At 62.3% G+C, this 19416-nt stretch carries 20 protein-coding genes; 5 read left to right on the top strand and 15 right to left on the bottom strand.

The genetic code is table 11. The annotated features are described in order from the left end of the window. The first annotated feature begins 443 nt into the window (after nucleotides 1–443). The 4 genes from PQQ86_RS30815 (at nucleotide 444) to PQQ86_RS30800 (ending at nucleotide 4688) form a co-directional block, all read left to right on the top strand. A complete protein-coding gene (locus PQQ86_RS30815) occupies nucleotides 444–1436 on the top strand; it encodes a TRAP transporter substrate-binding protein (protein WP_408275695.1) in 993 nt (330 codons plus the stop codon). Nucleotides 1437–1575: 139 nt separating this feature from the next. Then, complete coding sequence (locus tag PQQ86_RS30810; protein WP_408275692.1) at nucleotides 1576–2055, top strand: TRAP transporter small permease; 480 nt, start codon at nucleotides 1576–1578, stop codon at nucleotides 2053–2055. A gap of 7 nt (nucleotides 2056–2062) precedes the next feature. Further along, nucleotides 2063–3415, top strand: a complete 1353-nt coding sequence (locus PQQ86_RS30805) for a TRAP transporter large permease (protein WP_408275689.1) — start codon at nucleotides 2063–2065, stop codon at nucleotides 3413–3415. 73 nt (nucleotides 3416–3488) lie between these two features. Next, nucleotides 3489–4688 carry a porin gene (locus PQQ86_RS30800; RefSeq protein ID WP_408275686.1) on the top strand — a complete coding sequence of 400 codons (1200 nt, stop codon included), beginning with the start codon at nucleotides 3489–3491 and terminating at the stop codon, nucleotides 4686–4688. A 255-nt stretch (nucleotides 4689–4943) separates the two neighbouring features. On the opposite strand, the gene PQQ86_RS30795 is transcribed toward PQQ86_RS30800, so the two are convergent. The 3 genes from PQQ86_RS30795 to PQQ86_RS30785 are packed head-to-tail and all read right to left on the bottom strand — an operon-like array spanning nucleotide 4944 to nucleotide 6944. Beyond that, the gene (locus PQQ86_RS30795) at nucleotides 4944–5177 is read right to left on the bottom strand and encodes a 4-oxalocrotonate tautomerase (protein ID WP_408279401.1); all 234 of its coding nucleotides are present in this window, start codon (nucleotides 5175–5177) and stop codon (nucleotides 4944–4946) included. Next, entirely contained in the window at nucleotides 5173–5949 is a 777-nt protein-coding gene (locus PQQ86_RS30790; RefSeq protein ID WP_408275684.1) for a class II aldolase/adducin family protein, read from the bottom strand. The genes PQQ86_RS30795 and PQQ86_RS30790 overlap by 5 nt, the downstream gene beginning before the upstream one ends. 50 nt (nucleotides 5950–5999) lie before the next feature. Then, nucleotides 6000–6944, bottom strand: coding sequence for an urea transporter (locus PQQ86_RS30785; RefSeq protein ID WP_408275681.1), 945 nt, complete (start codon nucleotides 6942–6944; stop codon nucleotides 6000–6002). Between the two features lie 260 nt (nucleotides 6945–7204). Between PQQ86_RS30785 and PQQ86_RS30780 the strand changes: the two genes are divergently transcribed. Beyond that, the gene (locus PQQ86_RS30780) at nucleotides 7205–7759 is read left to right on the top strand and encodes a putative glycolipid-binding domain-containing protein (protein WP_408275679.1); all 555 of its coding nucleotides are present in this window, start codon (nucleotides 7205–7207) and stop codon (nucleotides 7757–7759) included. On the opposite strand, the gene PQQ86_RS30775 is transcribed toward PQQ86_RS30780, so the two are convergent. The 12 genes from PQQ86_RS30775 to PQQ86_RS30720 form a co-directional block, all read right to left on the bottom strand. Then, complete coding sequence (locus tag PQQ86_RS30775; RefSeq protein WP_408275676.1) at nucleotides 7734–8714, bottom strand: alpha/beta fold hydrolase; 981 nt, start codon at nucleotides 8712–8714, stop codon at nucleotides 7734–7736. The two genes, PQQ86_RS30780 and PQQ86_RS30775, sit on opposite strands and share 26 nt — an antisense overlap. After that, nucleotides 8711–9592 (bottom strand): metal-dependent hydrolase, encoded by an 882-nt coding sequence (locus tag PQQ86_RS30770; RefSeq protein ID WP_408275673.1) that lies wholly within the window; start codon nucleotides 9590–9592, stop codon nucleotides 8711–8713. Before PQQ86_RS30770 ends, PQQ86_RS30775 begins: the two co-directional genes overlap by 4 nt. A 96-nt stretch (nucleotides 9593–9688) precedes the next feature. Further along, nucleotides 9689–10597 carry an SDR family NAD(P)-dependent oxidoreductase gene (locus PQQ86_RS30765; RefSeq protein WP_408275670.1) on the bottom strand — a complete coding sequence of 303 codons (909 nt, stop codon included), beginning with the start codon at nucleotides 10595–10597 and terminating at the stop codon, nucleotides 9689–9691. A 48-nt stretch (nucleotides 10598–10645) separates the two neighbouring features. Next, a complete protein-coding gene (locus PQQ86_RS30760) occupies nucleotides 10646–12256 on the bottom strand; it encodes a flavin-containing monooxygenase (RefSeq protein WP_408275667.1) in 1611 nt (536 codons plus the stop codon). Between the two features lie 248 nt (nucleotides 12257–12504). After that, nucleotides 12505–13506, bottom strand: coding sequence for a sulfonate ABC transporter substrate-binding protein (locus PQQ86_RS30755; protein ID WP_408275664.1), 1002 nt, complete (start codon nucleotides 13504–13506; stop codon nucleotides 12505–12507). Nucleotides 13507–13706: 200 nt separating this feature from the next. Next, nucleotides 13707–14573 carry a MerR family transcriptional regulator gene (locus PQQ86_RS30750; RefSeq protein WP_408275661.1) on the bottom strand — a complete coding sequence of 289 codons (867 nt, stop codon included), beginning with the start codon at nucleotides 14571–14573 and terminating at the stop codon, nucleotides 13707–13709. Between the two features lie 9 nt (nucleotides 14574–14582). Next, nucleotides 14583–15185 carry a GNAT family N-acetyltransferase gene (locus PQQ86_RS30745; RefSeq protein WP_408275658.1) on the bottom strand — a complete coding sequence of 201 codons (603 nt, stop codon included), beginning with the start codon at nucleotides 15183–15185 and terminating at the stop codon, nucleotides 14583–14585. Nucleotides 15186–15409: 224 nt separating this feature from the next. Further along, a complete protein-coding gene (locus PQQ86_RS30740) occupies nucleotides 15410–15703 on the bottom strand; it encodes a hypothetical protein (protein WP_408275656.1) in 294 nt (97 codons plus the stop codon). Nucleotides 15704–15758: 55 nt separating this feature from the next. Beyond that, nucleotides 15759–16370, bottom strand: a complete 612-nt coding sequence (locus tag PQQ86_RS30735; RefSeq protein WP_408275653.1) for a peroxidase-related enzyme — start codon at nucleotides 16368–16370, stop codon at nucleotides 15759–15761. Beyond that, complete coding sequence (locus PQQ86_RS30730; RefSeq protein ID WP_408275651.1) at nucleotides 16367–16909, bottom strand: CMD domain protein; 543 nt, start codon at nucleotides 16907–16909, stop codon at nucleotides 16367–16369. The genes PQQ86_RS30735 and PQQ86_RS30730 overlap by 4 nt, the downstream gene beginning before the upstream one ends. 15 nt (nucleotides 16910–16924) lie before the next feature. Then, complete coding sequence (locus tag PQQ86_RS30725) at nucleotides 16925–18430, bottom strand: NAD(P)-binding domain-containing protein (RefSeq protein ID WP_408275648.1); 1506 nt, start codon at nucleotides 18428–18430, stop codon at nucleotides 16925–16927. Then, the gene (locus PQQ86_RS30720; RefSeq protein ID WP_408275645.1) at nucleotides 18427–19413 is read right to left on the bottom strand and encodes a LysR family transcriptional regulator; all 987 of its coding nucleotides are present in this window, start codon (nucleotides 19411–19413) and stop codon (nucleotides 18427–18429) included. The genes PQQ86_RS30725 and PQQ86_RS30720 overlap by 4 nt, the downstream gene beginning before the upstream one ends. Between the last annotated feature and the right edge of the window lie 3 nt (nucleotides 19414–19416).

The raw sequence follows: 19416 nt of genomic DNA, 5'->3' as shown, positions 1-19416 counted from the left end.
ATATTGGTCCGGAAACTTTTACGCTCAAGCTGCTGTCGTGCGGGTAAATACCGGCTGTACAACTCAAACTACGTTTTATAGACTTCATATGTCGTCGTACAACATATGAGCCCAAACAAATTCCTTTCGAGATAGCTTTGGGCAGCCGGACAAAGAAGGCAGCGTTCTCTGCGCGCATGACCAACGCGCGAGGGGTTCATGCCGAAGCAGTCGGAGTAAAGAAGTCGAGTTGTCTGACAGGAGTGCTGAGCATCTGCGCCGGGGTAGCAAGCAGACCAGCACGGCAAACCGCTCGCTGCCCACTGGGGCTGCGTGCGTGGAGCCGGGAGACGCATCAAAACCATGTCGCATCCGTAAGCGGCCCTCCGAAGGCGGCCCCGCGAAAGCGGTCCTCCGCAAGCGGCCTTCCGCATCTGGATGATCTAATTTCAAGGAATGTCACGATGAAAAACAAGTTTGCCTCTTCCCGTGTTTCGATGATTGTCGCGGCGTCTGTGCTGGCATTCAGCACCGTATCGGCACACGCGCGCGTGTTCCGTGTGTCGGACGTGCATGGCGACACCTATCCGACCAATATGGCCGTGAAATACATGGGTGAAGAAATCAGCAAGGCAACCGGTGGCAAGGATTCCGTGAAGGTTTTCGGCAACAGCGCACTGGGTTCGGAGAACGACACGATCGATCAGGTGCGCATTGGCGCACTGGATATGGCGCGCGCCAACGGTGCCGCGTTCAACGAGATCGTGCCTGAATCGATGATTCCGTCGCTGCCGTTCCTGTTTCGCGACATCGACCATTTCCGCAAAGTGATGTACGGCCCGGAAGGCCAGAAGATTCTCGACGCCTTCAAGGCGAAGGGCATGATCGCGCTGACGTTCTACGAGAGCGGCGCGCGTTCGATGTACGCGAAGAAGGCCATCCATTCGCCCGCCGACATGAAGGGCCTCAAGGTACGGGTGCAGCCTTCGGATCTGATGGTCGACGAAATCAAGGCGATGGGCGGCACACCGACCCCGATGCCGTTCGCCGAAGTCTATACGGGCCTGAAAACGGGTCTGGTGGATGGCGCGGAAAACAACCTGCCGTCGTACGAAGAGACCAAGCACTTCGAAGTCGCGCAGGTCTATTCCGAAACCCAGCATTCGATGACGCCGGAAGTGCTGGTGTTCTCCAAGAAGGTGTGGGACACGCTGACGCCGCAGGAGCAGGAGATCATCAAGAAGGCGGCGGCTGACTCGGTGCCTTATTACACGAAGCTGTGGACCGCGCGTGAAGCCGACGCGGCAAAGACGGTCACCAAGGGCGGCGCGACGATCGTTACCGCGTCGCAGATCGACCGTCCTGCTTTCGTGAAGGCGATGCAACCGGTCTGGGCGAAGTATGAAAAGACGCCGCAAATGAAGCAGCTCGTCGACGAAATCCAGGCAGTCAAATAAGTTTGGACGTAACGCGGTGGAGAAGGGCCGTGCAGCACGCGCTGCCGGTTTTTCCCACCGTACGGTTTCCTGAGCCGGTGAGGCTTAGCAGGATTCCTGAAGATCAAATATAAGTCCGCTGTATGCAAGGATGGGGTCAATGAGATTCATGAAACGCCCAAATGATTTTCTCTTCGGTGTACTGGTGGTCGTGGCGTCGGCGAGTCTCGCCACGCTGTGTCTATTGGTGATTTATAGCGTCGTGATGCGCTATGTCTTCAGCGATGCACCGGATTTCGTCGAGCCCATTGCCCTCCTCCTGGTGATTGTGATCGCCATGTTCGGCGCCGCGCTCAAAGTTCGCGAAGGCGGCCACATCGGGCTTGATTCGCTAGTCAAGAAACTGCCGCCGAAAGGTCAGATGATCGCTCATGCGTTCCAGCATATTTGCCTGATCGTGCTGGCCGTGGCGATTTTCTTCGGCTGCTGGCAGATGGCGGAGACGACGATAGACGACAAGATCCCGATCCTGGGCCTTCCGGAAGCGCTTCGATATTTGATTCCGGTCATTGCCAGCGCCTGCATCGCTCTGTTCTCGTTCGAGAACCTGCTGGGGCTTTTCGCACAGAAACAAAAATAGAAGAATCATGGAACTTGCCATTCTCTCAGTTAGTTTCCTCGTTTTCCTCGTATTCGGGGTTCCTGTTTCATTCGCGTTGGGACTCTCGTGCGTCCTGACGTATCTCTATGAAGGCTTGCCGGCGGCCACCGCCATGCAGTCGATGATTTCGGGAATGAACGCGTTTTCGTTTCTCGCGGTCCCATTCTTCATCTTCTCCGGCGAGTTGATGCTGCACGGCGGTATCGCCGACCGTATCCTGCGTTTCGCGCAGGCCACGGTCGGCCATTTCCGCGGTGGGCTCGGCATGGCTAACGTGGTCGCGTGCACGCTGTTCGGTGGCGTGTCCGGTTCGCCGACGGCAGACACGTCGGCCATGGGTGGCGTCGTCATTCCGTTGATGAAGCGCGAAGGCTATAGCGCGGCCTATGCGGTCAACGTGACGACCCATTCGTCGCTGGCGGGCGCGCTGATGCCCACGTCGACGAACATGATCATCTATGCGTTCGCGGCCCAAGGCATCACCGGGACGTTGAATGGTCACCAGATGAGCGGCGTGTCGATCGGCGATCTGTTGTTTTCTGGTCTGTTGCCGGTTCTGTGGGTGATGGGTTTCGTGCTCATCGCCGCGTACTGGCAGGCGGTCAAGTTTGGCTATCCGCGCCGCCCTGACGGCTCGACCGAATTGCAGCGCTTTCCCGGCTGGTTCGCGGTGGCCCGCACCTTTCTCGGTGCGTTGCCCGGCTTGATGGTGATCGCAATCATTCTGGTCTGCGTGGCCAAGGGTATTGCTACAGCGACGGAGGCCGCCGCTATCGCGGTGGCTTATTCGCTCGTGCTGACGATCGTCATTTATCGCACGATGACGATGAAGAAGCTCTTTCACGCGCTGTCCAAGGCCGCTAAAACCACTGGCGTGGTGTTGCTGCTGATCGGCGTGTCGAACATGCTGCGCTACCAGATGGCCTATCTGGAGATTCCCGATGCCATCGAGCACATGCTCGATGGGGCAACGAGCCTGCCGTGGTTGATGCTGCTTTACATCAACATCATCCAGATCTTTCTCGGCACGTTCGTCGACATGGCCGCGCACATCCTGATCACCACGCCCTTGTTCCTGCCGATGGCGATGCATGCCGGCGTCGGTCCCGTTCAGTTCGGGATCATGATTTTGCTGAACTGTGCATTGGGTCTCGTGCATCCGCCGATTGGTTCGGTGCAGTTCATCGGCTGCGCGATCGGCAGTGTGTCGATAGGTGAAACCACCAAGGTGGCGTGGCCTTATTACCTGGCTATCTTCAGCGCGATCAACATTGTGACGTACGTACCGATGTTCTCGACGTGGTTGCCTAGCCTGATCAATGGTCACCCGGTGTTTTGAATGCTTGATTAAGAGTCGGCGCCGGTGTGGCACTGCCAGATACGACAAATAAGTTTTTTAAAGAGGAGCAGAAATGAAAAAGGTAATAGCAACCTCGGCCCTTGGGTTGGTCGCCCTCGGCGCGCACGCTCAGAGCAGTGTGACGCTGTACGGGATCGTCGATACGGGAATCGGTTATCAGAGCAGCCAGACGTCGCTCGGTTCGACGAGTGGCGGCCGCTCGGTGATCAAGATGGTGAACGGCATCTGGGCGGGCAGCCGCTTCGGCCTGAAGGGCTCCGAAGATCTGGGCGGCGGCACGAAGGCGATCTTCCAGTTGGAAGAGGGCTTTAACAGCGCAACCGGCGCACAGTCCGTCACCGGTCTTGCGTTCAACCGGCAGGCGTATGTCGGCGTGGCCAACGCCACCTACGGCTCGTTCACGGCCGGCCGTCAATACACGTCGTACTACACACTGCTGTCGCCCTACAGCCCGACCACGTGGCTGACGGGCGCATACGGCGCACACCCGGGCGATATCGATTCGCTGGATACGCTGTACCGCGCCAACAACTCGCTGGTGTACACGTCGCCGAGCATGTATGGCCTGACGGTGAGCGGTTCGTATTCGGTGGGCGGCGTGGCGGGCAGCACCAATGCCGGTTCGACGTATAGCGCGGCAATCCAGTACCTGAATGGTCCGTTCGGTATCGCGGCAGGCTACCAGCGCATCAATAACTCGACGCCTGGCGGCGGTGCGTGGGGTGCGGATTCCACGACGTCGAATGCGGGCGCGCAGGCGGGTGTGTCGGGCATCAATAACGGTTACCAGACGGCGCAGGCGCAGCAGCGCGTTGCGGTGACGGGCGGTTATGCGTTCAGCTCGCAATGGGACGTCTCGTTCTCGTATTCGAACGTGCAATACATCCCGGGCATCAACTCGAAGTTCCACAACGAGGCGATTTTCAACACCGCGGGTGCAGTGCTGCACTTCAAGCCGCTGACGGTGCTGGATCTGGCTGCGGGCTATAGCTATACGCGCGCAACGCAGTCGAATGGCATCTCGAGCTCGGCACGCTACCAGCAGTTCAACCTCTCGCAGTACTACAGCCTCTCCAAGCGCACCGGTCTGTACGCGCTGGAAGCCTATCAGCGTGCGGGTGGCCAGACGATCGGCACGAACGGCACGAGCATCATCAACGCAACGGCCGATATCGGCGACGGCCAGAACAGCGCGCCGTCTTCGTCACGCAGCCAGTTTGCTGCTGGCGTAGGCATCATCCACAAGTTCTAATCGACGGGTGGCGTGGCGGCGTCTGTCGACACTGCCACGGCGACGCGTTTCAGATACGCGTCGCTCAGAAGTACCTGCTGCGCGCGCAACGCGCGCAGCATTTTCGGCGGTGCATGGACTTCGGCTCAGTCGTGAAGCGCTCCGTGTCGCGTTACTGCCCACCGATAGACCCAGTGACGGCTTTTCAGCTCACATGGCGCAAATCCGTGGTGCCAATCGGACAGGATTAAGACGCAGGATAGCGAATACGGACAATCAAGCGTCCGCTTCGGACCACAAACGTCCACCCGTTGCCCAGTTTTCGCGTTTGACGTCGGTGAGAATAATGTCCACCGAATTCGGTTCGACGCCGAGCGATTCGCAGGTCGCTTTGGTAATGGCTTCGACGAACTGGCGTTTTTGTTCCAGCGAGCGGCCTTCGAAGAGTTCGATACGAAACGTGGGCATTGCATGACTCCGTGATGAGTGATGTTGAGAAGTAAATTTAATCGCGGTACGTGCGATCGATCCGGTCGAGCTTGCGTAGCAACGCAGGCCATTCCAGCGCGCCTTCAATAGCACCGCCGTCGTACAGTTGATCGGCGGTGCGTGCGGCTACGGCGTCGCTCGGCACGACAAGCTCGCTGCCGCATGCTTGCGCCTGCAACTGGATTTCGCAGGCCTTGATCAGCGTCGCCATCAGTACATAGGCTTCGGCGACGGTGCGGCCGGCGGTCAGGGTGCCGTGATTACGCAATAGCATGGCCGGTCTGTTGGCGAGATGTGCGACGAGGCGTTCGCCTTCGGTCGGCGTAAAGGCGAGGCCTTCGTAGTCGTGATACGCGAGGTGGCCGTAAAAACGCAGCGCATGTTGCGACGCCGGCAGCAAGCCGGCCGGTTGCGCGGAAACCGCCACGCCCGCCGTATTGTGCAAATGCATCACGCAGAAAGCATCGGCGCGTGCCGCGTGCACGGCGGCGTGCAGCGCGAAGCCGGTGGCGTTGACCGGATGCTCACTCGCGCCAACGATGTTGCCTTCGATATCGATCTTCACCAGGTTCGACGCGCACACTTCGTCGAATGCGAGACCGAACGGGTTGATCAGGAAGTGGCCGGGTTCGCCGGGAACGCTGGCCGAGATATGCGTGTAGACCAGGTCGTCCCAGCCGTTGAGCGCCGCGAGGCGATAGGCGGCGGCCAGGTCGACGCGGGTTTGCTGTTCCGCTTCTGACCTTGGCCCCGCCTCGGTGACACGGCCAGCGGGCGTGTGGGTGAACGACATGTCTGCCTCCTGAAATTGCTTGATGGGCTGTGACTGTGGCCTGGGTCCAGCTAAACCTGGCGCCTGGCCGACGCCGTCGACGTGACACGCCTTCCTGCTTCGACACGCTTCGCCAGTTCGGGCATTGCCGTACCGCGCGTAAAACGGCCCGCGAGCCACTGCATGCTCCAAGTCGCGAGTACGAATGGCGCGGTCATAGCCGGCAACGCATAGTAAGCGGCCGCCATTTGCAGCACGACCGAAAGTACAACACCGCCGAGCGTCATCGCGATGCCGCAATCGACCAGTGCAATCGCGGTCAGCGCGCCGTTGAATCCTAACAGGCCTGCGTCGAACGAGCTTGCACCCGCGCCGAGCAGCAAATGCATGACGCTCGCGAGGCCCGCGCCAACCAGCGTCCACAGCGCGTGCCGTCTTGACGCAGCCGCAATGCCGATCCACACGAGCACACCTGGCAACGCGCCGGACGCAAAGCCGGTTTGCGCGAATCCGGCGAGTAAGCCGCTGCTCAATTGCACCGTGCTGAGCGGGGGCTCAGCGGCGAGGCTTGCTTGTTGAGCGACGCGAGTCACCAGCGGCAGCCAAAGCCACGTGACGATCAAACAGGGGCTCGAGAAATAGCCGAGCCCACGCGCGCGCAAGCAGCGCGACCACGGTTCCAGCAGCCATGCCGTGCCCGTCGCGGCCAGAATGGCCACGGCGGCGGCCGTCGCGTTGTCGGGGATGAAGCTGAATGCGGCGAGACCAGCCAGCGCGCCATTGAAGCCGTGCAAGCCGGCGCGCGTGTCGGCCTCGCAATAGCCGGCCAGCACCGCGCTCACGTTGGCCGCGATCGCGCCCATTAGCGCCGCACAGGCGAGGCGCGGATCGTATAGCAGCCACGCGCCTAGCAGGCACGCGCCGGTGAAGGCGTTCGGTTGCAGCACGATCTGGCCGAGACTGCGCAGCAAGGTGCGCAAGGCGGCAGATTGTGCTTCGGTTGCGGCGGCGTGCATGGTTTGAGGGCGGCGAATTCGATGCGGCGCGACTTTGCCGCGTGCAGGTCGGCCGCGCGCAGCGGATCAGGTTAAGAATGAACCGCGAGCATAGGCTACTGGCGCCGCGCCGGGGATCGCCGCCGTTGATAGTGGCTATTTGCGACACATGCGCGCCATAGAGCCGAAAGCCGAAAAAGATGCGTCGGCGAACCGAAAACTTTCACGCTACGATAGAAACCCGGCGCGTTTGCCGCGCCGTTCCACAAGGAGAGAGGCTGATGCGTGAACTAAGGTGGGCATCGGAAGAGGGCGACGGCTTCGAACATCTGGCGTTCGACGCGCACGCGGACGGTTTTGCAGTGGAAAGCGTCCTGGTCGGGCAGCGCTACGGCAAGGAATATGGTTTGCACTATAAGGTGCGCTGCGATGCGCAATGGCGCACCACGTATGCGTGGCTGAAGATCGTCGGCGGCGCTGAGCTGGAATTGCACGGCGACGGCGCCGGCCATTGGCATGATGGCCACGGCCTCGTACTGAGCGCGATTGAAGGCTGCATCGATATCGATATCGCCGCCACACCCTATACGAACACGTTGCCGATCCGCCGTTTGCAACTAACCGAAGGCGAGCGTCAGCCGATTTCCGTGGCCTATATTTCGACACCGGATCTACAGGTTACGCGGGCCGAGCAGGCGTATTCGTGCATCGAGTTGAATCGCGTGTATCGCTATGAAGGCATCTTCCGCAATTTCACCGCGGACCTGACGGTGGATGAAGACGGCCTCGTGATCGACTATCCGACGCTGTTCACGCGCCTGCCGCGCGAGCGGTGACCGTCGAGGTGCCGGAGCCGCCGTTGTCTGATAGCTGCTGTGCCCTGTGTTGCTCGACAAAGCACTCGATGCCTGCCGCGATACGTTCGGGTTCGCGCAATACGACCCAATGGCCGGCATCGATTTCAGTGCGGCTATACGGGCCGAGCCAGCCTTCGAGTCCAATGGAGAGCTCGGGCCCGACGTAGCGATCGCGCAGCGGCACGATGAATTGCACCGGCGCATGTGCGTGACGCGCGCGTGGGTACAGCAATTTGTCGATGAAATTGGCGCGATAAAGATTCAGGCCGTTGATCGCGTTGCGCATCTGCGCAAGATCGCGTTCAGGGCGCACCCGTTCGGTCAGGCGCAGCCATAGCGGCCACATGCGTGCGCCGCCGGCGCGCCATACCAACTCCGGCAGCAACGGTAGGTGAAAGAAGAAGATGTACCAGGATTTGAGTGCTTGCCGAACGCCGCTGCCGAACGGGCGCTTAGCTGCCCGATGCGCATTGGACTGTTCCGCACGATCGGCGCTAGCACCAGCACCAGCACCGCGTAAGCCGAAAGACGCATGATCGAGGCACGGCCCTGAGATCGACGTGTACGACGCAATGCGGTCTTTGAAGGTCGGATCAGTGACCGCTTCCCAGCTTTGAATCGAACCCCAGTCGTGGCCGACCAGGTGAAACGGCCGCGCGCCGCATGTTGCATCCGCGACGGCCGCGAGATCGGCGGCCAACCGTTCGAGCCGGTAAGCCGCGCGCGACTCGGGCGCGCCGGATGCCCCGGCGCCACGCACGTCATAGCTGATGACGCGGTAGCGCGCGTCGAGTTGCGCGCGGACCGGCTCCCACACTGCCGCCGAATCGGGGTAACCGTGCACGAGCACGATCGGTGGCGCGTCGCGCGGTCCACTCACGTAGACCGCGAGCCGCACGTCGCCGGCTTCGACCGACAGCGTGTCGCGTATCACGCGGCCGCCTGCACGCCACGTCGTGCGGCTTTGCGGGCGCTCGGCATGGCCGCGTTGGTGGCGTCGACCGCGGCGATGAGCCCGTCGATGCGCGACAGTTGTGCGCGATTGTCGTGATCCCACGGATGGAAGCTCGGCCGGAAAAAGCTCAGCCATTCACCGGCAATACGCGGAAACACGCCATGGCGCGGGCCGTACAGATACTTCACGACGCGCCACATGCCGCGGATATGGCCGCCGCGTTTGCGATCGGCGATTAGCAGACGCACGTGGAAGTCGAACACGATCAGCCAGAAGGTCAGCGTCGTGGCGAGCATCGTGCCGGTGCGCAGCAGATAGCGTCCGAGGCCGGGCTTCAGCACCGCATTCCACACGTCGTACGAAACCGACTTGTGTTCCGTTTCTTCGAGCGCATGCCACGTCCACATCTGCGTATAGCCTTCGACCGAACCGCCGATACGCGATGCGTCTTCCAGCAACAAGCCGGCAAGCATCGCCGTGTAATGCTCGAGGCAGACCGTGACCGCGAGTTGATACGAATGCGGCAGGATCTTGCGGCCGAAGTTGAGAATCGCCCACAGGCGCTTGTCGAGCTTATGCGCGGGCAAACCGGCTTCCTGCAACAGATCGTTGTATTCGATGTGTTCGCGCGTATGCATCGCTTCCTGGCCGATGAAGCCGAGCACCTGTTTTTTCAGCACGGGGTCGTCGATCTGGTCGCGGTAGTTGCGCACGCTGTCCATGAAGAAACGTTCGCCGGCAGGGAAGAGCAGCGAAAGCGCATTGAAGAAGTGTGTCACATGCGAGCCCTGCACGTGCCAATCCGAGGCACGTTCGGGCGGTAAGTTGAAGCGGAGGTCGCGGCGAACCGGCATCATGGCCATTCTCCTTGTTTTCCTTTATGTCCTGTTGATTGTGCTGATCGTGCTGATCGTGTGAATTGCGTTGCGCGCTGCACGCCATCGGGCGACGCATCACGCACGCCGGCCGTCCACTTGCGCGGCGCGGCGTGCGCGCTTTTCCGCAACGCGTTTCATACGGCGCGTCTGCATCACGACCAGCGCCTGATAGGCCGCCGGCAACGTGCGCGCCAACCAGTCGGCGGCGCGCGCATCGCGGCCGATCAGCACGCGCCGCTTGTTCTTGCGCACGCCGTCGAGAATTACACGTGCGGCTTCGTCGGCGGTGGTGATGAAAAACTTCTCGAAGTCGTCCTTACCTTGCTGTTCGTTTTCCAGCATGAAGCCGACCATGTTCGACGAGATCCGGCTCGACTGCGCGATGCTGGTGCGAATGCCGCCCGGGTGCACGCAGGTGGCCGACACGCCGCACTTCATCAGATCGAGTTCCTGGCGCAATGCTTCGGTAAAGCCGCGCACGGCGAACTTGGTCGCGTTGTAGCCGCTCATGCCGGGCTGCGAGAACAGGCCGAACACGCTCGACGTATTGACGATGTGTCCCGCACCGGAGGCCTTGATATACGGCAGAAACGCCTTCGTGCCATGCACTACGCCCCAGAAATTGATGTTGACGATCCACTCCAGGTCGGCGTACTCCATACCTTCGATGGTGCTCGACAGCGCCACGCCCGCGTTGTTGAACACGAGGTTCACGCGCTGATGCTGCGCGGCCGTTTCGGCGGCCCATTCGAACATCGCGGCGCGGTCCGATACGTCGAGCACACGCGTAGTGATACGCAGCGGCGAGCCGACGATATGCGGCGCGGCGGCCTGCGCAAGTTGCGCGGTTTCGGCGAGGCCCGCGGCATTGCGATCGGCGAGCGCGAGGTGGCAGCCTTCGCGCGCCAGCCGGATCGCGAGCGAACGGCCCATGCCCGAGCCTGCGCCGGTGATCGCGGCCACTCTGTCGGTGAAGTTCTTCATTGGCTTATCTCCTGTCCTCTCTGAACGGTGCCTTGTCGTTATGCTTATTCAGGTTGCTTCGGCGGATGTCGCGGCTGCATTGCCATGTCCATGTGCATGCACGGGTTGCTGCTGCGAGCCGGCGTGGCCGCCTGGCGGTTGCACCGCGGGCGAATACGCGAGGTAATCCTCCATGCTGAAGGTGCTGGTCGCCTGGCGGAATTTGTAGGCGAATCCTGGCCACAGCGTGGTGTTCTTGCCGGTTTTCGGATCGAGATACCAACTCTTGCAGCCGCCCGTCGACCAGATTGCGCGGCCGAGTTTCTGCTGGATCTGTTCGTTGTAGGCGCGTTCGACATGCGGACGCACTTCGATCGCATCGGCGCGTTCCGCGTTCATCGTCTTCAGCGCGCGCAGCACGTATTCGACCTGCGACTCGATCATGAACACCATCGAGTTGTGACCGAGGCCGGTGTTCGGGCCGACGATCATGAAGAAGTTCGGATAACCAGGCAGCGTCGTACCGAGATACGCATGCGCGCCATCGCGCCACGTATCGACGATATCGACGCCGCCACGGCCACGCACCACACCCGCCGGAAACGGATCAGCCACCTGAAAACCGGTGCCGAAGATCAGGCAGTCGGCCGGATGACGCGTGCCGTCGGTCGTGATCACCGCATCTTCTTCGACGCGGGCGATGCCGGCGGTCGTCACCGCCACGTTCTGGCGCGACAGCGCGGGGAAGTAGTCGTTCGAGATCAGGATGCGCTTGCAGCCCATCGTGTAGTTCGGCGTGAGGGTGGCGCGCAGTTGCGGATCGGGCACCTGGCGGCGCAGATGGCGTTCCGCGACTTTCTGCGCGGTTTTCATGAGCGTTGGATGAATCGCGAAGCCGAAGGCGCGCGATTCGAGCATGCAGTAGAGCGCCGAACGCATGATCTTCTGCGTGAACGGCAGATGCTTGAACAACCACTGTTCGAACGGCTTCACCGCGCGGTCGGCCTTGGGCATGATCCACGGCGGCGTGCGCTGGAACAGGTTCAGATGCGAGACGCGCGGCGCGATCTGCGGCACGAACTGGATCGCGCTCGCCCCGGTGCCGATCACCGCGACGCGTTTGCCTTCGAGCGGATACGTGTGGTCCCAGTGCTGCGAGTGGAACGCTTTACCCTTGAATGTCTCGATGCCGGGAATGTTCGGCAGGGCCGCGCGTGACAGTCCGCCCATGCCCGAGATCAGCACGCGCGCCGACCATTGCTGGCCGTTTGCGAACGTCAGTTGCCAGCGGTGGCGGGTTTCGTCGTAGATCGCGGAGGCCAGTTCATGGCCGAAGCGCAGATGACGCTGGATACCGAAGCGTTGCGTGCATTCTTCCAGATAGGCGCGAATTTCCGGCTGACGCGCGAACATGCGGGTCCAGCGCGGATTCGGGGCGAAGGAAAACGAATAGACGTGGGATTGCACGTCGCAGGCACAACCCGGGTAGTGGTTGTCGCGCCAGGTGCCGCCGACCGACTCGGCCTTTTCGGCGATGACGAAATCGGTCATGCCGGCTTGCCGAAGCCGGATCGCCATGCCGAGGCCGGCAAAGCCGGAACCGATGATGGCGATATCGGTGTCGACGGGCGCGGATGCGTTGGGCGCCGCGTCGTCGGGGGGCATCATGCGTGCGTTCATCCGATCCGTCTCCTTGTTGTTCGCTCTTAACTGTTACATTGGTTGATGTAACAATAAAGGCTGTCAACGGACGACGCAAGCGGGCTGTTAGACCCTGGGCTCTAAGACTGGCCACAGAATTTTCGTAATGTGAAATAAAGATGAGAGCATCAGGCGTAAAAAAGCGGACCGGCGGGTCCGCTGTTCCTGGCTACGCAGGCTATGCGTAAGACGTGCAGCACGCACGGCAGCACGGCCGTGCTGCCGCTTCACTTCGCGGCCAGAGCCGCAGCCACCTCGCGGTTCTGCCAGACGTTGTCCTTCACCGTGATTTTTTGCGGAATCAGATGCGCGCCGTAAAACGCATCCGCGACGACCTGCTGCGAGCGCACGATCTCGTCGGTCACGGCGGTGGTGCCGTACGGATAACGGCGCACCCAGGTTTCGACCAGCTTCTGATCGAGGCCGACCTTCGGCGCGATCAGCGCGGCAGTTTCCACCGGATGGTCATTTACCCATAGGCCGGTGATGCGCAACTGTCCAAGAATCGCACCGATCACATCCGGATGCTGCTGCGCGAAGTCACGTGTGGCCTCATAGAAGTTATGGGGGCTGTTGAGTTCCGAATAATCGACCAGCGTGCGCGCCTTCAGCGCCTGCTGTGCGGACGCATAGTAAGGGTCCCAGATCGCCCATGCATCGACGGTGCCGCTTTCGAAGGCGGCGCGCGCATCGGCGGGCGCCAGATAGACCGGGCGAACGTCTTCGTAACGCAGGCCGGCTTTTTTCAGCGCTTCGAGCAGCAGATAGTTCGCGCTGGAACCCTTCTGCAGCGCGACGCGCTTGCCCTTCAATTCCGCCACGCTATGCAGCGCGGAATCGTTTCGGACCAGAATCGCTTCAGCATGACGCCCTGACGGCTCCGCGCCGACATACACGAAGCTCACGCCGCCGGCCTGTGCGAACACGGGCGGCGGCGCGCCGGTGTAGCCGAAGTCGACGCTGTTCGCGTTCAGTGCTTCAAGCAGTTGCGGGCCGGCCGGAAATTCGAACCACTTGATGCTGTAGCCGAGCGGCTTGAGCTTTTCGTCGAGCGAGCCTTGCGCCTTGAGGATCGCGAGCAAGCCCGATTTCTGATAGCCGATGCGCAGCACGTTGGCCGGCTCGCTGCCGTTGCCATTACTGGTGCTCTGCGCGCTCGCGCTGAATGTGGTGAGCGCCGCCAGCAACGCAGCGGCGACGTGTAGCGAAATACGGGTATGTCGGGACATCCTGCGAATCTCCATTGCGTTCGATTAGTCGAAGATCGTCGCATGGACGTCCCGCCGATCAAACGAAGCAATGCAGATTTGAATATGACGCGCACGCGTACGGCCGGGGCATGAAAGCGCCTGCTTGCTCGCTGAAAGGGGACGCGCTCGCCGCGCACGCGAGCAGCACCGCTAGCGGGAGCAAATGGCCGCGTGCAACGCTATTTCCTGGGTTTATCTTTCTTTGCCGCGGCGCGCTCGGCCGCCGTGCCTTCGGGCACGTGACCCAGCTTCTTTTCCATGATCGCCGCGACCCGGTCGCCGAGATAGTCGCCGGAGGCTTCTTCCAGCGCACGGTTCATTTCGCTTTCTACCAGCACCATCGCCAGCGGCCGCACCCGCCAGATCGCGTCGACCAGGGCGGGCACGTCGGCGGGCGGCGGCAGGGCGTCGGCGTCATAGCGGTCCAGTTGACGGACCACCAGATCGACCAGCGCCTTGGCGACCGCATTGAAATGCGGTCTGGCGATACCCACGGCGTCGAGCAGGTCGGCGAGCGGAATGCCTTCCTTGGCCATGGTCGCGCCGGCGGCCAGCGCTGTTGGGCTGCCGGACACGAAGGAGAGGCCGTCGCGCTCCAGCAAACCCAGATCAACCGCTTTGCCGAGGGCGCTCGGCGAGGCTTTGTCGCCGAACATTTGCAGCAGTTCGATCAGCGAGTATTTTTTCGGCCGTTCGCGCGACCAGCGGCTGCCGATCGCAGTTTCGAGGCCGAGGATCGAACGCAGATCGTGGCCTTCGTCGACGGCCATGATCAGATCCTGGATGTTCGCGAGCGTGTAGCCGCGCGTAAGCAGGTGATTGATCAGCTTCAGACGCGAGACATGCGTGTCGTCATACACGCCGACGCGGCCGCGCTTTTCCGGCGGCTCGAGCAGGCCGCGGTCCTGATAGGCGCGCACGTTGCGCACGGTGGTGTCGGTCACACGAGCGAGTTCGTCGACGGTGTATTCGTTGCGCGGCGTAGCGCTTGCCGGGACGCTCGGGGCGTCGGACGAAGGCGGAATAGGGGGCGGCGTTTTGGGCATGAGGGGATTTTAACGCGCCACGTCGTCCGGCACGGTCGAATCGCCCACGCCCAACGTCCGCTGCATCAGCGTGGTGTCGAGCCACCGGCCGTGCTTGAAGCCGACCGCCTTCAACGTGCCGGTCAATTCGAAGCCCAACTGCGCATGCAGAGAGAGTGAACCGCCGCTGCCGCCGTCGGCGATCACGGCGACCATCTGGCGCCACGGTCCGGTTTCGCAGCGCTCGATTAGCGCCTGCAGTAGCACGCGTCCCAGGCCGCGCCCGCGATAGGCGTCGCTCACATAGATCGAATCTTCGATCGTGTTGCGATAGGCGGCGCGCGGCCGGTACGGCGTCGCGTAACAGTAGCCGGCGACTTCGCCGTCGATCTCGGCCACCATGTACGGCAGCCCGTGACTGCGTACCGACGCGAGCCGCGTGCGCAAGTCGTCGACGGAAGGCGGAATTTCTTCGAACGAAGCGACGCCGGTCAGTACGTGGTGCGCGTAGATCGCCTGGATCGCGGATAGATCGGCTTCGGTGGCATCGCGGATCAAGGGCGCGGTGGACAGCGGGGTGGCAGTGGAGTCGGCTGAATGGGGCGTGGAGGGCGCGGGGCGGGTGGTGCTCATACGTGGTCCTGTCGGCGGTGAGTCTGAGGATACGTTTCACTATGCCCGCCGCGGGCGAGAATTTGAAGCGAATCAAAAATCGCCGGGATTTTTAGGCAGTATCCGCGTATGCATAGGTGGCCGGCGCGATCGAGGGATGGCGCGTAGCGCCCGGCCATACGGCTGCGCCGGGCGCTACGGATTTTCGTCGCGAAGACGCCTGCGCGTGGCAGGCGTTTCGCCGATCAGTTATGCGAGTACGTATCCGGCTGCGTCACATGCCCACGATGATGCCGATGATGCTTTGCCTTGTGCTTCGGCTTGGCCTTGGCCGGAGCATTTTCCGCCGCCTGCTGTTGCGGCTGGGCCTGCATCGGTTGCGGCTGTTGGGCCTGGGCACCGGGAGCGGGTGCCGGATGGGCATTGCCGGACGGCAGCGAGCTCTGGCCTTCGCCGAAGCGAAAGGTTTGCGAGGTTTGCGCGTATGCGGTGGCGGACAGCGTCAGGGCGGCAACCGCCACGCAAATCGAAAACTTCATGAATCCATCCTCCTTCTGAACGAGCCCGTGAGGATACCGCAATGCGGCTGATGGCCTATTCGGCATGCGGAAACACCGGTTCTCCAAGCGTGAGCATCAAGCGGTTGGCCCACGCGAAGATCGCGATAGCGTGAGTCAGATCGAGAATCTCCGCCTGCGTCAGGCCGTTTGCTTCGAGCCGCTTGATAGTGGCGGCGTCGACGCCTTCAGGGTGTTCAGTCAGTTCGATCGCGTACCGGATGATTGCGCGCTCGCGCTCCGTGGTGCCTGCGGTCGACGGGTCTTCAAAAACCTGTTCGATCGCGTCGGTCCGCTTCGCGAGCTGACCGAATCGTTGTGCATGCACCGAAGCGCAATACACGCAGCCGTTCAGGCGCGAAACCACGGTGCTGGCGAGTTCACGCTCGGCGCGCGGCAGGCCGCCTGGCGCATACATGATCGCGTTGAAGACCCCGGAGCGCTGGCGCAGAATTTCCGCCTGCTGGACCAGCAGCAGATAGTAGTCGGAGGTCTTGGCGTGCGGATGGCTCTCTTCGAGCACGGCGATCTGCTCTAGTGTGGCGCCGGCGAGGCTGACCGTGTCGAGCCACGCGCGCCAGCCGAGCGTATCGAAGGTGAAGCCGTTGAGCCGCTCAACCGGCGATGCACTGGTGTTGACCTGGCTCATGCTGCCTCCTGTGCGGCGCGCAATGCCTTCAGGCCTGCTACCACGCGCAATTGATAAGTGACAAACGCGATCAGCTGTGACAACGCGATGATGCCGCGTGTCGTGATGCCGGCTTGCTGCAGCGTTTGCAGATGCTCGGGGCGTGCTTTGACTGGTGTGATAGTCAGCAGTTTGACGTGCGAGAGGATCGCGATCAGGCGAGCGTCGGTGGCGGGGTCGAGCGTGCCCGCTTCGATTGCGTCGAGCGTGGCGGGCTGTGCGCCAGTGGCGATGAGCTTCGTCGAGTAGGCATCGGCGAGGTCATTGGCCAGCGAGAGGCGCGAGGCATACCACGCGGCAAACAAACGCTCCTGCGGCGACAGGTCGGGCAACGCCGGATCGAACAACGCGTCTTCGCTGCGTTGCGTGTGCAGTGCGACTTTGTCGCGGGCTTGGCGAATCGCAGCGAGTGGGCTGCCGGCTTGCAGGCCGGCGAGGGTGTCGATGGTGTCCGCGCCTGAGGGCGCTGCGGGTTGAGTCGGTGACGCGAGGTCGGTCATGTCTGCTCCGGCGGGTTAATCTGTGTTTTCGGCGGCGTTTTCAGCAGTGCTGTCAGCGGCGTTCTCTGCTTGCAGGTGAGCGCGTGAAGTGTCGGACGATGCATCCGCATCGGTCCATTCGTCCCCTCGAAGCTCAGCCGTGTCGAAGGCAAGCAGCGCCTCGTAGTGCCGCTCGCGATCCGCGTCGAACAGGCGGCTTGCGATGCCGCGCGCCAGACGCTGCGCGCCATCGCTGATCGCGGGGATGTCGCCGGAGAGCTTGCCGTGGCTGAGGCTCGCTGCATGATTGAAGCAATGGATCTGCGTCAGCGCGCCACATGTGCCTGGATCGCGCTCCTGAAACGCGAACGCGGCGCCGAGATCCGGCGACTCGGCCAGTTCGTACGAAGGCAGCGACGGGTCTGCCTGATAGCGGTCTTTCCAGCGCCGTACAAAGCGGGCGAACGGCGCGAATTCGGCGCGCGTGGCGATATCCGAATGAAAACCGGTCGCGAAGATCAGAAAGTCGACCACGTAGCGACCCTTCGGCGTCGTTATAGCGAGCGCGTCATCGTCGAGTTTATTGAGGGCAACAAGCGGGCTGCCGACGTGAAAGCGTGCGCCCGCATGGCGTGAAACCCGCAGCACGCTGTCTCTTGGCGGCGGTGTTTGCTCAGCCTGTGCGTAGTGCAGGAAACGCCATTTGGATGCGTCGTCGAGATCGGCGAAACCGTGCACGAGCCCCGGACTGCCGATGCCCGTCAGCTTGTTCACGCGCGGAATATCGTCGCGGCGGATAAACAGATCGACGCTGGCCGCACCCGCTTCGAGCGCGGTCGCGGCATTGTCGAAGGCGGATGCACCCGCGCCGACGACGCCGACACGCTTGCCGGCCAATGCAGCGAAATCGATTGCATCCGCGGAGTGCGCCCAGTAGCGGTGTGCAACCGTATTGGCGATGGCGGGTACAGACGGGCCGCCCAAGCCGTCGCGTCCGGTGGCGAGCACGACATGCCGCGCGAGCACCGCGCGCTGCCCACTCGCATCGGCGAGATCGAGTTCAAGCAGGCCGTCGTCGCGCGGACGCAGCGAGGTCAACGTGGTGTCGTTTTGCACCGGCAGATCGAGCACCTCGCGATACCAGCGCAAATAGTCCATCCACTGTGTTCGCGGAATCTTGTAGAGCGCATCCCACGCGCCGCCGCCGAATTGCGCTTCGTACCACGCGCGAAACGTGAGGGCCGGCATGCGCAGTGCGGGCCCCGTGAGTTGCTTGGGCGAGCGCAGCGTTTCCATTCGCGCGAACGATACCCATGGGCCTTCGCGTCCTGATGGCGCGCGGTCGAACACCTGCAGATTGTCGATGCCGAGCCAGCGCAGTTCCGCCGCCGCAGCGAGCCCCGCCATGCCGCCGCCGATCACGACGACATCGAGTACGCGTTCAGCGCCGGCGAAACGCGGCGGGACCCACGAGGGTGCGGGCAATTCCAGCCAGCGCAGATCTTCACGCAAGCGGGCTTCGAGTGCGGCAAGGCGATTCATGCTGTGTGTTCCGGGTGTTTGGTGCGCGTGCGGGAGACGCGCGTTTCGCGCTGTAGCAGTGCATCGTGTTGCTGGGCAGGATGTAGCACTACGTCTTCCAGCAGTTCGCGGGTCGCGTGTTCGATGGATTGCAGCAACGCGTCGACGGCCGCGCGGCGTGGTTTGCCTGCCGGCGTCACGACGCCGAAGAAGAACGGAATCGCGCAGTCGAGCGGCCGCGCCGTCACGCCCTCGATCGACAGGCCGAGTCCGGTGGCGGGGTCCACAATTGCGACACCGGCGCCCGCGCGAGCGGCCATCACCGCGTTCAACGATGCGTTGGTTTCGAGAAACACGTCGGCGGAAATACGCGCGGCCGCGAACGCGGCGTCGATCCGATGCCGCAGCCGAAACCGGTTCGCCACGGTGACGATGCGCCGGTCCGCCAGATCGCGCAGCGCGATTTGCGGTTGCGTGGCGAGCGGGTCGCCGCTCTGCACGAGCGCCACGCAGGGCGCTTCGGCGATCCAGTGGATGTCGAGCCCTGCATGCCCAATCGGCAGCGTGACCAGACCGATATCCGCGGTACGGGTCAGGACTTCATGCACGACGTGTTCCGCCGACAAACTGCGTAACTGGAATTGCGGGGCGTGGCCGAGCGGCGGCAGCGAGGCGATGGCTGGCGGCACGATCGACGCCGCCAGCGCGGGCGTGGCCGCCACGCGCAGCGGTTCCGCTTCGTCGAGGCCGATGGCGCGCGCCCGTTGCTCGATGGTCTTCAGCCCGATTAGCGAACGCTCGACTTCTTCGTAAAGCAGAAACGCGCGATCCGTCGGCGTCACACGCGGACCGTTGCGATTGAACAGCGCATAGCCGAGATCCGCCTCTAGTTCCTGAATCTGACGCGTGACGGCTGGCTGCGAGCGTTCTAGCAAACGTCCCGCACCGGTGATGCTGCCGGCGGACATAACCGCCGAAAATGCTTCGAGTTGATGCAGCTCCATGAC

Source organism: Paraburkholderia sediminicola, from assembly GCF_046026675.1.
In the GTDB taxonomy this organism is placed as follows: domain Bacteria; phylum Pseudomonadota; class Gammaproteobacteria; order Burkholderiales; family Burkholderiaceae; genus Paraburkholderia; species Paraburkholderia sediminicola_F.
Note: the sequence above shows the minus strand (reverse complement) of the source record. Positions and strands in the feature narration are given on the sequence as shown.

Bases quoted from the DNA above. Each gene is read 5' to 3' on its own strand.
- PQQ86_RS30815 (WP_408275695.1), top strand. From the start codon at position 444: ATGAAAAACAAGTTTGCCTCTTCCCGTGTTTCGATGATTGTCGCGGCG.
- PQQ86_RS30810 (WP_408275692.1), top strand. From the start codon at position 1,576: ATGAGATTCATGAAACGCCCAAATGATTTTCTCTTCGGTGTACTGGTG.
- PQQ86_RS30805 (WP_408275689.1), top strand. From the start codon at position 2,063: ATGGAACTTGCCATTCTCTCAGTTAGTTTCCTCGTTTTCCTCGTATTC.
- PQQ86_RS30800 (WP_408275686.1), top strand. From the start codon at position 3,489: ATGAAAAAGGTAATAGCAACCTCGGCCCTTGGGTTGGTCGCCCTCGGC.
- PQQ86_RS30790 (WP_408275684.1), bottom strand. From the start codon at position 5,949: ATGTCGTTCACCCACACGCCCGCTGGCCGTGTCACCGAGGCGGGGCCA.
- PQQ86_RS30785 (WP_408275681.1), bottom strand. From the start codon at position 6,944: ATGCACGCCGCCGCAACCGAAGCACAATCTGCCGCCTTGCGCACCTTG.
- PQQ86_RS30780 (WP_408275679.1), top strand. From the start codon at position 7,205: ATGCGTGAACTAAGGTGGGCATCGGAAGAGGGCGACGGCTTCGAACAT.
- PQQ86_RS30770 (WP_408275673.1), bottom strand. From the start codon at position 9,592: ATGATGCCGGTTCGCCGCGACCTCCGCTTCAACTTACCGCCCGAACGT.
- PQQ86_RS30765 (WP_408275670.1), bottom strand. From the start codon at position 10,597: ATGAAGAACTTCACCGACAGAGTGGCCGCGATCACCGGCGCAGGCTCG.
- PQQ86_RS30760 (WP_408275667.1), bottom strand. From the start codon at position 12,256: ATGAACGCACGCATGATGCCCCCCGACGACGCGGCGCCCAACGCATCC.
- PQQ86_RS30755 (WP_408275664.1), bottom strand. From the start codon at position 13,506: ATGTCCCGACATACCCGTATTTCGCTACACGTCGCCGCTGCGTTGCTG.
- PQQ86_RS30750 (WP_408275661.1), bottom strand. From the start codon at position 14,573: ATGCCCAAAACGCCGCCCCCTATTCCGCCTTCGTCCGACGCCCCGAGC.
- PQQ86_RS30745 (WP_408275658.1), bottom strand. From the start codon at position 15,185: ATGAGCACCACCCGCCCCGCGCCCTCCACGCCCCATTCAGCCGACTCC.
- PQQ86_RS30740 (WP_408275656.1), bottom strand. From the start codon at position 15,703: ATGAAGTTTTCGATTTGCGTGGCGGTTGCCGCCCTGACGCTGTCCGCC.
- PQQ86_RS30735 (WP_408275653.1), bottom strand. From the start codon at position 16,370: ATGAGCCAGGTCAACACCAGTGCATCGCCGGTTGAGCGGCTCAACGGC.
- PQQ86_RS30730 (WP_408275651.1), bottom strand. From the start codon at position 16,909: ATGACCGACCTCGCGTCACCGACTCAACCCGCAGCGCCCTCAGGCGCG.
- PQQ86_RS30725 (WP_408275648.1), bottom strand. From the start codon at position 18,430: ATGAATCGCCTTGCCGCACTCGAAGCCCGCTTGCGTGAAGATCTGCGC.
- PQQ86_RS30720 (WP_408275645.1), bottom strand. From the start codon at position 19,413: ATGGAGCTGCATCAACTCGAAGCATTTTCGGCGGTTATGTCCGCCGGC.